This is a genomic window from Acidovorax sp. GW823-FHT02H02, assembly GCF_058797075.1.
Genome location: NZ_JBXAJH010000005.1, coordinates 145,433 through 160,516, shown reverse-complemented (window position 1 = coordinate 160,516; position 15,084 = coordinate 145,433). Strand labels below are relative to the sequence as shown.

The window sequence follows — 15,084 nt, the reverse complement described above, 5'->3', positions numbered from 1 at the left end:
GTAGGAAAGACGCCCTGCACGCTCGCCCGGCCGGGTAGTGGCCCGGTCTCACGCCGCCTTGCGCGCAAATCCCAGCACCGCCTCCAGCATGCGCCGCAGGTGCGGCTGCACCTGCTCGGCCAGCGCGGGCAGGTAGTCAAACGGCAACGCCTCCTGCATGTAGCTGCATTGGGTCATTTCCAGCTGGACGGCATGCACCCCCTGCCCCGGCTGGCCGTAGTGGCGCGTGATGTATCCGCCCTGGAATCGGCCATTGAGCACGGCGGTGTACCCCGTGGCGGCCTTGGCGATGGCCAGGAGCTCCTGCGCCAGTGCGGTGTCGCAGCTTGCGCCGTTGGCGGTGCCCAGGTTCAGGTCCGGCAACTTGCCCTCGAAGAAGCGCGGCAGCACCGAGCGGATCGAGTGCGCATCCCACAGCATGGCCACACCGTGCCGGGCACGGATGCGGTCGAGTTCGGCGCGCAACTGCGCGTGGTAGGGTGCCCAGACGGCATCGCGGCGCGCCGCGATCTCCGCCGGCCCCGGCACATCCCCCTGGGCATAGATGGGGGTGTCGTCGAAGGTGTCGATGGGGCACAGCCCCGTCACGCTCTGGCCCGGGTACAGGCTTGCCCCGTCGGGCGGGCGGTTCAGGTCCACCACGTAGCGCGAATGGGTGGCCACCAGGATCGATGCCCCCATGTCGCGGGCAAACGCATACAGGCGGTCCATGTGCCAGTCGGTGTCGGGCACCTGGCGGGCCTCGTCGGTGAAGCGGGCGGCCAGGGCGGGCGGCACATAGGTGCCGGCATGGGGCATGGAGATGAGCAGCGGCTGTGTGCCCTGGTGAAAGACGAATGGCGGGTGGGTGGTGTCGGTCATGGCGGATTCCGTCAAGGGGTGGAAGTGGGTTGGGCTGCCTGCATCAATCCGGCGCAATGGTGGCAGAGCGCGCAGCCACAAAGGCCTGCGCGGCCGTCTCGTGCAGCGCATGGCGGCCTTGGGATACGCGGCACACGCCCGCCACCCACAGGCTGTCGATGGCCGAGGTGCGGTGGCTGCCAAACACATGGGCCGAGAGCATGCTGTGCGGCGGCAGGTCGCACAGCGCCACATGGCGCGCATCGAGCACCACCATGTCGGCCTGCTGGCCCACCGCCAGGCCGGCGATGGCGCGCCCGGCGGCCTGCGCCCCTCCCTGCACGGCCTGCAAGGTCATGGCGGCAGCCACCTCGGCCTGTGCGGTGCTGGCCAGCACGTTGCGCTGGTGGCGTTGCAGGCGCTGGCTGTATTCGAGCATCAGCAATTCTTCGGCCGCATTCACGCAGGCGTGGCTGTCCGAGCCCACACCCCAGCGGCCACCGTGCTGCAGCCACAGCGGCATGTCGAAGATGCCGTCACCCAGGTTGGCCTCGGTGGTGGGGCAGATGCCGGCCACGGCGCCGCTGCGGGCAGCGTCCGCGTATTCGGCAGGCGTCATGTGCGTGGCATGCACCAGGCACCAGCGCGCATCCACGGGGGCGTGCTGAAGCAGCCATTGCACGGGGCGCTGGCCACTCCAGGCGATGCAATCCTCCACCTCCTGCGTCTGCTCCGCTATGTGAATGTGGATGGGAGCCTGCGGATTCAGGGCGGTGAGGCCCCGCACGGCAGCCGCCAGGCTGTCGGGGGGCACGGCGCGCAGGGAATGCGGCGCCAGGCCCAGAGCGGCGTTTTGCGCCTGCGTGGCGGGCGCCAGACGCTCTAGCAATGAGAGCATATTGTCCGTGCTGCGAATGAACCGGGCCTGGTCCTGGCGGGGCGGCCTGCCGCCAAACCCGCTGGTCTGGTAGAGCACCGGCAGCAAGGTGATGCCCATGCCCGCATTGCGCGCGGCGCGCAGCAGCGCCAGTGACAGCGTGGCGTCGTCGGCGTAGGGCATGCCACCCTGGTCGTGGTGCACATAGTGGAACTCGCACACTGCCGTGTAGCCCGCCTCCAGCATCTCCACATACAGCCAGGTGGCGATGGCTTCCAGCGATTCCGGCGTGATGCGTGCGGCAAAGCGGTACATCAGGTTGCGCCAGCTCCAGAAGCTGTCCTGGCTTTCTGCACGGTATTCGGTCAAGCCCGCAAAAGCGCGCTGGAAGGCATGCGAATGCAGGTTGGGCATGCCGGGCAGCAGCGGCCCTTTCGCCACGGGCACCCCCGCTGGCGCCACCGCGTCGGCCGCCACGCCCATGATGCGCCCGTCCCCGTTCCATTGCACGAGCACGTTGCGCGCCCATCCGGTGGGCAGCAAGGCGTGGGCCGCGAAGAGGCTGCGGCCTGTCAATTCGTGATCAAGCGCCATGGCGGGCTCCTTGTGCGGCGCAGATTCCCATGCCATCGTTCGCCACGCGGCCCTGGCGCACGATGGTGGCCGCGGGCTTGTGACCAAACCAGTAGGCCAGTTCAGCCGCTTCAGCCACGGGCCACAGCACGAAATTGGCAGGCCGGCCTGCGGCGATGAGGCCGAGCGAGTCCTGCAGGCCCAGCGCACGCGCGGCGTGGGTGGTGATGCCCGCCAGCGCCTCGGGCACCGTCAGGCGGAACAGCGTGCAGGCCATGTTGGCCATGAGCAGCAGACTGAGCGCAGGCGATGTGCCGGGGTTGTGGTCGGTGGAGACAGCCATGGGCACGCCCGCTGCGCGAAGTCGCGCAATGGGCGGCAGCTGCGTGTCGCGCAGCGTGTAGTAGGCGCCAGGCAGCAGCACCGCCACGGTGCCAGCGGCCTGCATGGCGTCGATACCGGCCTGCGACAAATGCTCGATGTGGTCGCACGACAAGGCGCCATAGCGCGCGGCCAGCGCCGAGCCGCCCATGTTCGAGATCTGCTCGGCGTGCAGCTTGACGGGGAGACCGAGTTGCTGCGCCGCGCGAAAGACCTGCTCGGTCTCGGCCAGCGTGAAGGCGATGCGCTCGCAGAACACATCGACCGCATCGACCAAGCCTTCGGCTGCCAGCGCGGGCAGCATTTCCTGGCACACCAGATCGATGTAGTCCTGGCTGCGGCCCGCGTATTCGGGTGGCAGCGCATGCGCGCCCAGGAAGGTGGTGCGCACCGTCACGCCGAAGGTTTCGCCCAGGCGGCGGGCCACGCGCAACTGCTTGCGCTCGTGCTCCAGCGCCAGGCCGTAGCCGGACTTGATCTCGATGGCGCACACGCCTTCATCGAGCAGCGCCTGCAGGCGTGGGGCGGCCAGGGCATACAAGGTGTCTTCACTCGCCGTGCGCGTGGCGTTCACGCTGGAGACAATGCCGCCGCCCGCCTGGGCGATCTCTTCGTAGCTGGCGCCGGCCAGCCGCATGGCAAATTCATTCGCACGCTGGCCGCCATAGACCAGGTGCGTGTGGCAGTCCACCAGGCCCGGCGTGGCAAGCGCGCCGCCGCCATCGCGCTGCGGCAGCGCGGCATGGGCGGCGGGCACGGCGCCCGTGGGGCCAACCCAGCGCAGCATGCCGCCTTGCACCACGACGGCGGCAAGTTCCCCCGCCGGCAAAGCCACATCGGGCACGGCGAGCCCGGGCACCAGGCGCAGGTTGCGCCACACGCCATCGGCGGAAGAAGTGGGAGACATCATGCACACTCCGAAAAACTATGATTTTGATAGCTTCTAACGCTTTATGGATAAGCTATAGAAGCATTTTTATTGTATTGATCAGCGATTCAGACGGGCACCAGCAACACCTGCAACAGCACACTGTCGCCGGCGCTGGACTCGGGCTCGGCACTCCAGCCGCGGCCCTCGTCCGCCCACCACAGACCCGCATCCGGCGCCAGCACCACGGCCTGCCCGCTGCTTGCCGCCAGGGGCGCCATGGCCCAGCGGCCCTGCACCGCCAACAGCAGACCGGCAGGTCGGGCCGGCAGAACCGCAGGGCTTCTCAGCACCTGCACCGCGCCCTGCCAGCGGCCCCGGCGCGTCATCAGGTTGAAGTCCTGCGACGTGCCGCCCAGCAGATCGCAGTCCATGCCGCCCTCGCCCGCAAAGGCAAAGGGCTGCAGCGGCTGGTCCAGACGGTGGTCGATGCCGGCGTCTGGCTGGCGCAGGTGCACGCCATCGCCCGTCAGCAAGGTGATGACCCGGTCCACCCCGGGAAAGCGCGAGAACGGGCCGCTCTGCGCAATCGTGGCCACGCTGACCCGCCAGTCGAAATGCTCCATGTCGGCGCCGGGTGGCCAGCAGGCCAGTTCGCGTGTGGCGCCGCCGCCGTTCTTCCACGGTGTGCAGGGCGTGGTGGCCAGGTCAAAACGCTGCATGGCCTGCGTTGTCACTTGACCATCGGCAGCTTCAGCCCCTGCTTTCTGGCTGTCTGCACGGCCAGTTCGTAGCCCGCGTCGGCATGGCGCATGACGCCGCTGCCGCAGTCGTTGACCAGCACGCGCGCCAGCCGCTCCCTCGCAGCATCCGTGCCGTCGGCCACGATGACCATACCCGAGTGCTGCGAATAGCCCATGCCCACGCCGCCGCCGTGGTGCAGGCTGACCCAGGTGGCGCCCCCCGCCGTATTGAGCAGGGCGTTGAGCAGCGGCCAGTCGCTCACGGCGTCGGTGCCGTCCTTCATGGCTTCCGTCTCGCGGTTGGGGCTGGCGACCGAGCCGGTGTCGAGGTGGTCGCGGCCGATGACGATGGGGGCCTTCAGCTCCCCGTTTTTCACCATTTCGTTGAAGGCCAGGCCGGCCTTGTCGCGTTCGCCCAGGCCCAGCCAGCAGATGCGCGCTGGCAGGCCCTGGAAAGCGATGCGCTCACGCGCCATGTCGAGCCAGCGGTGCAGCGGCTTGTCGTTGGGGAACAGTTCCTTGAGCTTGGCGTCGGTCTTGTAGATATCTTCCGGATCGCCCGAGAGCGCCACCCAGCGGAACGGCCCCTTGCCTTCGCAGAACAGCGGGCGGATGTAGGCGGGCACGAAACCGGGAAAGTCGAAGGCATTCGCCACGCCCTGGTCAAAGGCCACCTGGCGGATGTTGTTGCCGTAGTCCACCGTCGGGATGCCCATGGCCTGGAAGTCCAGCATGGCCTGCACGTGCACGGCGCAGGATTTGGCCGCGGCCTCGGTCAGCGCGGCGTGCTGCGCGGGATCTTTTTGCGCGGCCTTCCACTGCGCCACGCTCCAGCCCGAGGGCAGGTAACCGTTGATGAGATCGTGCGCGGAGGTCTGGTCGGTCACCAGATCGGGGCGGATGGCGCCCGCCCTGGCGCGGCGCACCAGCTCGGGAACGATGTCGGCCGCATTGCCCAGCAGCGCGATGGAAATGGCCTCCTTGGCCGCCGTGTGCTGCGCGATGAGTTCGAGCGCGTGGTCGATGTCGCGGGCCTGCTTGTCCACATAGCGGGTGCGCAGGCGGAAGTCGATGCTGGACTGCTGGCACTCGATGTTGAGCGAGCAGGCGCCAGCCAGCGTGGCGGCCAGCGGCTGCGCCCCCCCCATGCCGCCCAGACCGGCGGTGAGAATCCACTTGCCTGCCAGGCTGTTGTTGTAGTGCTGGCGGCCGGCCTCGACAAAGGTCTCGAACGTGCCCTGCACGATGCCCTGGCTGCCGATGTAGATCCAGCTGCCGGCCGTCATCTGGCCGTACATGAACAGGCCCTTGCGGTCGAGTTCGTTGAAGTGTTCCCAGTTGGCCCACTTGGGCACCAGGTTGGAGTTGGCAATCAGCACGCGCGGCGCGTTTTCATGCGTCTTGAAAACGCCCACCGGCTTGCCCGACTGCACCAGCAGGGTTTCGTCGCTGTTCAGGTCCTTGAGCGAGGCCAGGATCTGGTCGAAGCATTCCCAGTTGCGGGCGGCGCGGCCAATGCCGCCGTAGACGACCAGGTTCTGGGGATCTTCCGCCACTTCGGCGTCCAGGTTGTTCTGGATCATGCGATAGGCCGCTTCGGTCAGCCAATTCTTGCAATGCAGCTGGGTGCCGCGCGGCGCGCGGATGACACGGCTGGCATCAAAGCGGGGGTCGGTGGACACAAATTTTTCGGGGGCGTTCATGGCGAGCTCCATAAAAGGTGGGGTGGATCGGGTGAAAATGTCAGTGGAAAAAAGATCGGCGATCAAGCGGTACGCGGTAGGCCCAGCAAGGTCGCATCAGCAGGTGTCGTGGATGTCTTGGTGCCTGGCGCTTCGGCGGCCTCGTCGGATGGGAGGATCATCCCGGCCGGAACTTTCATCGTCTTCTTCGCCAACGGGTAGTACACCAGCGCGGTAAGGAGCAAGCTCACGATCCAGGAAATATCGGCACCGCCCAGCATCTTGGTGAAAGGGCCGGTGTACATCTTCTGGGCCAGGAACGGAATCTGAACGACGATGCCGAACACGTAGCAGCCCAGGGCGATCCAGTTGTAGCTGCCGTAGCGGCCTTGGCTGTCGTACAGCGCCGGGATGTCCACCCGTTCCTTGGAGACCAGGTAGTAGTCCACCAGGTTGACCGCGCTCCATGGCACGAACACGGCCAGCAGCAGCAGCAGCACGAAGTTCTTGAAATTGTTCAGGAAGTCCGCACTGGCCGCCAGCGCGATGGCCATCGACACGGCGACGAAGCCGACGATGAACAGCACGCGCGCCAGCGGCGAAATCCGCGTCCTGCGGTTGAAGGCGCTGACGGTGGTCAGCATCGACATGAAGCCGCCATAGGCGTTCAGGCAGTTGACCGTCAGCTTGCCCATCACGATCACCAGGTAGATCACCACCGCGGCACCCGGGCCGGCCAAACCGCCCATGAAACCCACTTGATTCTTCAGGAACGCGGCGCCCGACACCGCAGCCACCAGCACGCCGAAAGTCATCGCGATCTGCGCGCCCAGGGCTGTGCCGAGGAAGGTCGTCCAGAACGTCGAGGCAGCGGGGGTGTGGGACGGCAGGTAGCGCGAATAGTCGGCGACATAGGGCGCAAATGTCAGCTGCCAGCCTGCCGACAGCGAGATCGCCAGCAAGAGCGTCGGCACGCTGAATGCCGTGTGTCCGAACGCAGCGCTCACGTCGTACTGGCGAAACAGCTGGTACGCCAGAAACAGCCAGCCGAAGATGCCCACGATGCTGGCGATCTTGCCCAACTGGTGGATCAGGCGATAGCCAGCCGTCGCGACGATGGCCGTCAGACTGCCGAAGGCAACGATGCCGAACGCCGGCGCAGTCACGCCGAACATGCTGTTGATCGCCTGGCCCGACAGCACCGTGCCGGTGGCGGCAAACCCGAGGTACATCACGATGACCAGGATCAGCGGCAGCGCCGCGCCCTTGACGCCGAACTGCACCCGGCTCGAAATCATCTGCGGCAACCCCATGCGCGGGCCCTGGGCCGAGTGCAGAGCCATGACTGCGCCACCAAGGAGGTTGCCGATCAGCAGGCCAATGATGGCCGTCATCGCGTCCACACCGAAGATGATGGCCAGCGCGCCATCCACGACGGCGGTGATCTGCAGGTTGGCGCCGAACCACAAGGTGAACTGGCTGCGCGGGGAACCGTGGCGCTCGCGCTCGGGAACCATGTCGATGGTCCGGGTTTCGACGCCACTCACCGGTGCGTGGGGCGGGACGCTCATGGCATTCATGACGAGCTCCTGAAAGTACGTAGTACGTAGGCTGGAAGATGAAGGGCTCAGGCGTGGCTGGGCAGGCAGCGCAGGAGCGGTGCGGGCCAGGCCGACTGCTGCGCCCATTCGCGCATGGACTCGATGTCAGGGGCCAGGTAGCGGTCCTGCTCCAGATAGGCCACGCGCTGGCGGATGGCGGCGAACTGGTCTTCGATGAGGGGTGAGGATTTCAGCCAGCCGCCGGGCCGCCCCAAGGCTGGCTGCACCCCCTCGGGGGGCAGCGAGGACACGCCAGTGCCGAGCGTGGGGGCCACAGGCCTCCGGTCGAACTCCATGCCCTGCGCAGCGGCCATGGCCTCGATGCCGACCATCACCGCCGCATTGCGCACCATGTCGGCCAGGCGGCGTGCGCCGTAGGTGGCCATGGAGACATGGTCTTCCTGGTTGGCCGATGTCGGCAGACTGGTCACGCTGCTGGGGTTGGCCAGGCACTGGTTTTCGGCGGCCAGGGCGGCGGCGGTGACCTGCGCAATCATGAAGCCCGAGTTCACGCCGCTGTCGCGGATCAGGAAGGCGGGCAGGCCCGAGAGGCCGGGGTCCAGCAGCAGCGACAGGCGGCGCTCGGAGATGGCGCCGATCTCTGCCACGGCCAGCGCGATGATGTCCGCCGCAAAGGCCACCGGCTCGGCATGGAAGTTGCCACCAGAGATCACATCGCCATTGCTGAACACCAGCGGGTTGTCCGACGCGGCATTCGCCTCGGTGGCGAGCACGCGCGCAGCGTGGTGCAGGTTGTCCAGGCACGCCCCCATCACCTGCGGCACGCAGCGGATGGAGTACGGGTCCTGCACCCGGCCGCAGTGCGGGTGCGAGGTGTCGATGGCGCTGCCGTCGAGCAGCGCGCGCACGGCAGCCGCCACGGCGATCTGCCCGGCCTGGCCGCGCGCCTCGTGGATGCGCGCATCGAAGGGCTTGACCGAGCCCTTGATGGCTTCGAGGGACAGGCAGCCCGCCACCAGCGCGGCGGCCAACACGCTCTCGGCGCCGAACAGCCCGGCCAGCGCGAGCGAGGTAGACACCTGCGTACCGTTGAGCAGCGCCAGTCCTTCCTTGGGGCCCAGCACGAACGGTTGCAAACCGATGGAGCGCATGGCATCTACCCCCGGCACCACGCTGCCGTTGACCTTGGCCTGCCCTTCCCCGATCAGCACGCAGGCCAGGTGCGCGAGCGGTGCCAGGTCGCCCGATGCGCCCACCGATCCCTTGGCCGGAATCACGGGCAACACGTTGGCATTGGCCATGGCCAGGAGCGCGTCCACGATCTCGGGCCGGATACCCGAGTGCCCGCGCGCCAGGCTGATGGCCTTGGTCGCGAGGATGAGGCGCACCACATCGTCCGGCAATGCATCGCCCGTGCCGACGCTGTGCGATAGCACCAGGTTGCGCTGCAGCTCGGCCAGGCGCTCGTGGGCGATCTTGGTGCTGGCCAGCTTGCCAAAACCGGTGTTGATGCCATAGACCACCTGGTCTTCATCGACGATGCGCTGCACCGTGGCTTGCGATGCCCGCATGCCTGCGCCTGCCGCCGGATCGAGGATCAACGGCAGGGGTGCGGCATGGATGCGGCGCAGCTCGGCCAGCGTGACATTGCCAGGACGCAGGGTCAGTGGGGACAGGGTGGTGGTAGACATGGAATGATCCTGTATAGACAAGTAACCGTGAGCGCAATGCGAAGAGGGTGGAGAGAGGGCTTCAGCCCTGGAGCGGGTTGCCGTCGGTACGGAACCGGCTGCCCAGCCGGTAACGCGAGGCGGGGTGCAGGCAACGAACCACGGTGATGGGCACGCCCCGCGACCAGGTGCGCCGCGTGAGCAGCAGACAGGGCTCGGCCACGTTCATCTCCAGCAGCGCCGCCTGCTCTGGCGTGGGCATGACGGCATCGACCACATGCTCGATCTGGTCGAAGGGGACATTGCGCACCAGGTATTCGGAGGGCTGCTGCTGCGAGAAATCCTGCCGGGTGAATTGCGGCACCTGGCCGGGATGGACATAACGGTCTTCCAGCTGTACCGGCAGGCCGTCCTCGCGGTGGATGCACAGCGAATGAAAGACCGACTCTCCCGTGCGCAGGTCCAGCGCAGCGGCCACCTCCAGGCTGGCCGAAATGCGCTCGACCGAAAGCAGGTCGCAACGGTAGTCGTGCCCGCGCTGGCGGATCTCGGTCGCCAGGTTGGCGATCTGCAGCAGCGTGGACTGGGGTTTGTCTTCGGCCACGAAGCTGCCCACCCCGGCCACCCGCACGATGCGGCCCTGCTCGACCAGTTCGCGCAGGGCGCGGTTCACCGTCATGCGGGAGACGCCGAACTGGGTCACCAGATCGTTTTCGGAAGGCAGCCGGTCACCGGCGCGCCAGACACCTTCCTGGATCTTGCGCGAGATGTGGTCTTTGATCTGCTCGTACAGCGCCATGGCCTGTGCGGGCGCGGGCGCAGGCGCGCTGCGGGCCGGATGCGCGGCATGGTGAGGACGGCGAACGGTAGGTTGGGTCATGGCGGGCAACGTTGCAGGCGGTTCAATGCAGATCGGCGGCCAGCGACTCGGCCCGGATCTCTTCGGTCAAACGGGCTTTGAGATCCATGAACTCGGGGCTGGTCTTGATCGTGTAATGGCGCGGGTGCGGCAGGTCTACCGCCAGCTCGGTCTTGATGCGGCCGGGCCGGGCACTGAACACCGCCACGCGGTTGGCCATGAAGATGGCTTCATCGATGTCGTGCGTGACGAACATCACCGTCTTGCGCTCGGCCTCCCAGATGCCCAGCAGCAACTCCTGCATGAGTACGCGGGTCTGGTTGTCGAGCGCGCCAAAGGGCTCGTCCATGAGCAGAATCTTGGGGTCGTTGGCCAGCGCGCGGGCAATCGCCGTGCGCTGCTGCATGCCACCCGAGAGCTGCTTGGGAAAATGCTGCTCGAAGCCGCGCAGGCCCACCTTGCTGATGAAGTAGTCGCTGCGCTCTTTTTGCTGCGCGGCACCCATGCCGCGCTCGCGCAGGCCGAAGCGGATGTTCTGCTCGATGGTGAGCCAGGGAAACAGCGTGTAGCTCTGGAACACCATGCCGCGGTCGGCGCCAGGGCCCTCGACCGGCCGTCCGTCGAGCACCACCTGTCCGGTGGTCGGAAAGTCCAGGCCGGCCACGATGCGCAGCATCGTCGATTTGCCGCAGCCCGAGGGGCCCAGAATGGTGACGAAGTCGTTTTCGCGCACCTCGAAATCCACGGGCAGCAAAGCCTGCGTGGCCTGGCCGCGGGTCGAAGTGAAGGTGCGCGAGACGCCGCGGATCGACAGTTGGTTCAGTGCGCTCATTACAGGTTGCTCCAGGCGAACAGGCGGCGGTTGAGCGTCTTGAACGCCAGATCCGAGATCAGGCCGATGATGCCGATGATGATGATGCCGAAGATGATCTGCCCGGTATTGAGCAGGGCCTGGCTGTCCATGATCATGTGGCCGATGCCCGAGGCAGAGCCGATCAGCTCGGCCACGATGACGTAGGTCCAGGCCCAGCCCAGCACCAGGCGCAGCGTTTCGGCAATGCCCGGCGCGGCGCCGGGAATGAGCACGCGGCGCACGATGCCGCTGCTGCCGGCCCCCAGGGTGTAGGCCGCCTCGACCAGGTCACGCCGGGCGCCCCCCACGGTGACTGCCACCATCAGCACGATCTGGAACACCGAGCCAATGAAGATGACCAGGAGTTTTTGCGTCTCGCCAATGCCGGCCCACAGGATCAGGAGCGGGATGAAGGCCGACGCAGGCAAGTAGCGGCAAAAGGAAATGAAGGGCTCGAAGAACGCCTCCACCGGCTTGTAGGCGCCCATGGCAATGCCCAGCGGTACCGCGATGGCCGTGGCCAGCAAGAAGCCCCCCATCACGCGCCACACCGTCATGCCGATGTCGTGCAGGAAGTTGTACTCGGTGAACAGCAACCAGCCTTCCTGCACCATGGTGACCGGGCTGGCGAGGAAGGTGGGCGAGACCCAACCGCCCAGCGTGAACCCGGCCCACACCAGCACGAACAGGACGAAGAAGCCCATGCCGAGCAGGGATTGCAGGCGCGGACTGATGGGGTCCAGCGGCTTGATGGAACGCTTGCGCCGGACGACCGGCACCGACGCCATACCGCGCACCGGCGTGGAAACAGAATGGGTTTGCATGGCGGAATAGCTCCGGCTTACTTGATGAAACTGGCGTCGAAGGTGGCGTTGAGGTCAGCCGGCGCCTTGCGGATCACCCCGGCCTCCAGCAGGATGGGCACCGAGTCCTTCATGAACTGCATGAGCTCTCCCGCAAAGAATTTCTGGTTGGCCGCCTTGTCCTGCCAGCGCAGGAAACCCGCCGACTTGGCAAACTGCTCGCCGCTTTGCTTGACGGCGGCGCCCATGATTTCATGCGCCTTGGCCGGGTCCGCCTTGATCAGTTCCACCGCCTCGAAATACGAGTTGGTCAGCGCCTGCGCGGCCTGCGGGTTGGCCTTGAGCCAGGTGGGCGCGCAGCCCACGGTGTCCATCACCATGGGGTAGCCCAGCGTGGTGGCCAGGATTTTGCCGGCCTGGGGGTTGGCACGCACGGTGGACAGGTAGGGCTCGTAGGTCATGGCGCCATCGTTCTGGCCCGCAATGAAGGCCTGCGCTGCGGGCTGCGGCTCCAGCGAGACCAGCTTCACGTCCTTGATGGTCATGCCGTTCTTGTTGAGCATCCAGGCCAGGCCGAAATAGGGCGCCGTGCCAGGGGCAGAGACGCCGATCGTCTTGCCCTTGAGTTCGGCAAAACCCTTGATGTCGTTGCGCACGGCCAGGCCATCGGCGCCGTAGGACTTGTCCATCTGGAAAATCTGCACGATGGGAACGCCATTGGCATTCCAGGCGACATGCGTTTCGACCGTGGTGGCGGCGCACTGGATGGCTTCGGACGCCAGGGCCAGGTGACGGTCTTTCTGCGGAATCATGCGCAGATCCACTTCCAGACCGTTTTTCTTGAAGATGCCGGCCTTGTCGGCCAGTGTCAGCGGCGCAAAACCGGTCCAGCCCGACATGCCCAGCGTGATCCGGGTCTGTGCGCTGGCCGGAACCGCCATGGCTGCGATGACGGCGCCGACTGCGAGCAGTGCGGCATTCTTGATGAGTGACTGGGCCATTGGTGACTCCTTTGCAGTGTGAAGCGTCAAAGTGGGATTGGCGGCATCCACCCAGCCGCCCTAAGCCATTGCATTGTGCAATCTTGCCCATACCTGTATATACAGGTGAAACCCTAATACGCCCACACCCCTGTGCAGGGTCAGTTCTGCACGCCGGCCCTGCGCGTCAGATCATCGGCCTGCGGGGCAAACACCGCCTGCACGGCCCGCGCAAAGGGTTGCGCCAGAGCCGCCGGTGACGCACCGCTGTCGGGATAGGCCAGCACCACCGACTGCACCGCCAGACGCCCCCGCAGCCTGCGGCAGGCGACGCGCTTGCCGTCATGGCTGCGGTCGCTCACCGGGCGCGTGGTCAGCAGGGACACGCCCAGCCCATTGGCGACCAGGCCGCGCACCGTCTCCAGCGAAGGGGACTCGCAGACGATGCGGGGCGTGACACCCGCACTGCGAAACAGCGACAAAAAATACTCCCGGCTGTGCGGCAGGTTGATCAGCACCAGGGGCTCGCGCGCCAACTCGCTCAGGCGCAGGCTGCTGGCTGCCGCCAGCGGGTGCCCCCAGGGCAGCAGGGCGTAGGGCACCAGGTCCACCACTGGCTCGAGTCGCACGCCGCTGCGGGCCAGGCCCAGGTCGTACAGCAGGGCGACATCCAGCGCCCCGCGCGCCAGCATGCGCATCAGGTTCTCGGTGTCGTCTTCGTGGAATTGCACCTCGATGGCCGGGTGCGCTGCCCGCAGGTGCGCCAGGATGACAGGCAGCCAGCGCGGGGCCAATGTGCTCAGGCACCCCACACGCAACAGCCCCGCGAGCGCACCCGAGCGCGGCCCGGCCAGGGCGCGCGCCTGCTCCAGCAGGGCCTGTGCTGCGCGGTGGCGCGCCACGCCGGCGGCCGTGAGCTCCATGCCCCGCGCATGCAGACGCACGAACAGCACTTCGCCCCAGAGCACCTCCAGATCGGCAATGGCCTTGGAGACGGAAGGCTGGGACACACCCAGTGCCTGTGCGGCCCGCGCCGCACCGCCGTGGTGGGCCGCGGCCGCAAAGTATTCCAGCTGGCGCAGATTTATTTGCATCATTTTTATTGATCCAATTTATCAAAAAACAATTCTTTCTTGTAATTCAATTGTGCGCCACCATGCAGTTTTGCACCGCGTTGGAGCCCACACATGACCCCCGCAACACTGCCGCTCGACGGCATCCGCATTCTTGATTTCACCCGTGTGCTCGCTGGCCCGCTTTCGACCGCCTTGCTCGCAGACCTGGGCGCCGAAGTCATCAAGATCGAGCCGCCCCAGGGCGACGACTACCGCGCCATTGGCCCCATGCAGAACGGCGAAAGCGCGCTGTTCACTGTCATGAACCGCAACAAGAAAAGCGTGGTGCTGGACCTCAAATCCCCCGAGGCGGTGGCGCTGGTGCATTCCATGGCGGCGCAGGCCGATGTGGTGGTGGAGAACTTTCGCCCCGGCGTGGCTGAGCGGCTGGGCATTGGCGCGGCCAGCCTGCAGGCACTGAACCCCAGGCTGGTGGTGGTCAGCGTCTCGGGCTTTGGCCAGACCGGGCCGCTGGCGCACCGGCCCGCCTACGACATCATCGTGCAGGCCATGAGCGGCCTGATGGAGGCCACGGGCGAGCCCGATGGCGCCCCCACGCTGGTAGGCGAGGCCGTGTCCGACGTGGTGGCCGGGCTGTTTGCCTCATGGGCCACGCTGGCGGCACTGCTGCAGGCACAGCGCACCGGCCAGGGCCAGCATGTGGATGTGGCCATGTTCGACACCACGCTGAGTTTTCTGGCCACCTCGATGGCGCGCTACCTGTTCACCGGCAAACCGGCGCGGCGCGTGGGCAACCGCCACCCGCTCTCGGCGCCCTTTGGCGTATACCGCGCGCAGGACGGCCACTTTGCCCTGGCCGTGCTCAACAAGAAGCTGTTCGACGCGCTGGCCTGCGCCATGGCGCAGCCCGCGCTGGCCAGCGATCCGCGCTTTGCCACCGACGAATCGCGCTCGGCCGCGGAGCCTGCGTTGCGGGAAGCGATTGAAGCCTGGGCGGGCACCCTGCCCGTGGCGCAGGTGGTGGCCCTGCTCGATAGCGCCGGTGTGCCTGCAGCCCCCATCTGGAACATTGCGCAGGCGCTGGAGTCGCCGCAGGCCGTGGCACGCGAACTGTTGCGCCCGGTGCACGACGAGCGTCTGCCCGGCCTGCGCCTGCCCACCCAACCGGTGCGCTTTGGCGCCGCCGCACCCAACCGGGCCGAGCGCGCGCCGGCACTGGGCGAACACACGGACGCGCTGCTCATGGCCCTGGCCGGCTGCAGCATGGAAAAACTGGCCGAACTGCGCGCTACAGGCGTGTTCGGCCCCACCCACTGA

The 15,084-nt window shown here is 66.8% G+C and carries 13 protein-coding genes; 1 reads left to right on the top strand and 12 read right to left on the bottom strand.

The window, feature by feature from the left end:
- Window positions 1-48 precede the first annotated feature (48 nt).
- The 12 genes from hutG to AC1RDS_RS07585 all read right to left on the bottom strand — a co-directional run bounded on the left by hutG (window position 49) and on the right by AC1RDS_RS07585 (window position 13,788).
- A complete protein-coding gene (gene hutG, locus AC1RDS_RS07640) occupies window positions 49-861 on the bottom strand; it encodes an N-formylglutamate deformylase (protein ID WP_348682814.1) in 813 nt (270 codons plus the stop codon).
- A gap of 43 nt (window positions 862-904) precedes the next feature.
- A complete protein-coding gene (locus AC1RDS_RS07635; RefSeq protein WP_287876687.1) occupies window positions 905-2,311 on the bottom strand; it encodes a formimidoylglutamate deiminase in 1,407 nt (468 codons plus the stop codon).
- Window positions 2,301-3,578: an imidazolonepropionase gene (hutI, locus tag AC1RDS_RS07630; protein WP_431603986.1), complete on the bottom strand. Its 1,278-nt coding sequence runs from the start codon at window positions 3,576-3,578 to the stop codon at window positions 2,301-2,303. The genes AC1RDS_RS07635 and hutI overlap by 11 nt, the downstream gene beginning before the upstream one ends.
- 89 nt (window positions 3,579-3,667) lie before the next feature.
- A complete protein-coding gene (locus AC1RDS_RS07625; RefSeq protein WP_348682813.1) occupies window positions 3,668-4,261 on the bottom strand; it encodes a HutD/Ves family protein in 594 nt (197 codons plus the stop codon).
- Window positions 4,262-4,272: 11 nt separating this feature from the next.
- Window positions 4,273-5,985, bottom strand: coding sequence for a urocanate hydratase (hutU, locus tag AC1RDS_RS07620; RefSeq protein WP_348682812.1), 1,713 nt, complete (start codon window positions 5,983-5,985; stop codon window positions 4,273-4,275).
- Between the two features lie 62 nt (window positions 5,986-6,047).
- Window positions 6,048-7,535 carry a purine-cytosine permease family protein gene (locus AC1RDS_RS07615; protein WP_348682834.1) on the bottom strand — a complete coding sequence of 496 codons (1,488 nt, stop codon included), beginning with the start codon at window positions 7,533-7,535 and terminating at the stop codon, window positions 6,048-6,050.
- 56 nt (window positions 7,536-7,591) lie between these two features.
- Complete coding sequence (gene hutH, locus AC1RDS_RS07610; protein ID WP_348682811.1) at window positions 7,592-9,217, bottom strand: histidine ammonia-lyase; 1,626 nt, start codon at window positions 9,215-9,217, stop codon at window positions 7,592-7,594.
- A 61-nt stretch (window positions 9,218-9,278) separates the two neighbouring features.
- Window positions 9,279-10,076, bottom strand: coding sequence for a histidine utilization transcriptional repressor HutC (gene hutC / locus AC1RDS_RS07605; RefSeq protein WP_431603982.1), 798 nt, complete (start codon window positions 10,074-10,076; stop codon window positions 9,279-9,281).
- A 22-nt stretch (window positions 10,077-10,098) separates the two neighbouring features.
- Entirely contained in the window at window positions 10,099-10,878 is a 780-nt protein-coding gene (locus tag AC1RDS_RS07600) for an ABC transporter ATP-binding protein (RefSeq protein WP_348682832.1), read from the bottom strand.
- Between the two features lie 8 nt (window positions 10,879-10,886).
- Entirely contained in the window at window positions 10,887-11,696 is an 810-nt protein-coding gene (locus AC1RDS_RS07595) for an ABC transporter permease (RefSeq protein WP_431603985.1), read from the bottom strand.
- A 53-nt stretch (window positions 11,697-11,749) separates the two neighbouring features.
- Entirely contained in the window at window positions 11,750-12,712 is a 963-nt protein-coding gene (locus AC1RDS_RS07590) for an ABC transporter substrate-binding protein (protein ID WP_348682810.1), read from the bottom strand.
- A gap of 140 nt (window positions 12,713-12,852) precedes the next feature.
- Complete coding sequence (locus tag AC1RDS_RS07585; RefSeq protein WP_348682809.1) at window positions 12,853-13,788, bottom strand: LysR family transcriptional regulator; 936 nt, start codon at window positions 13,786-13,788, stop codon at window positions 12,853-12,855.
- Window positions 13,789-13,878: 90 nt separating this feature from the next.
- On the opposite strand from AC1RDS_RS07585, the gene AC1RDS_RS07580 reads away from it, so the two are divergent.
- Window positions 13,879-15,084, top strand: a complete 1,206-nt coding sequence (locus AC1RDS_RS07580; RefSeq protein WP_348682808.1) for a CaiB/BaiF CoA transferase family protein — start codon at window positions 13,879-13,881, stop codon at window positions 15,082-15,084.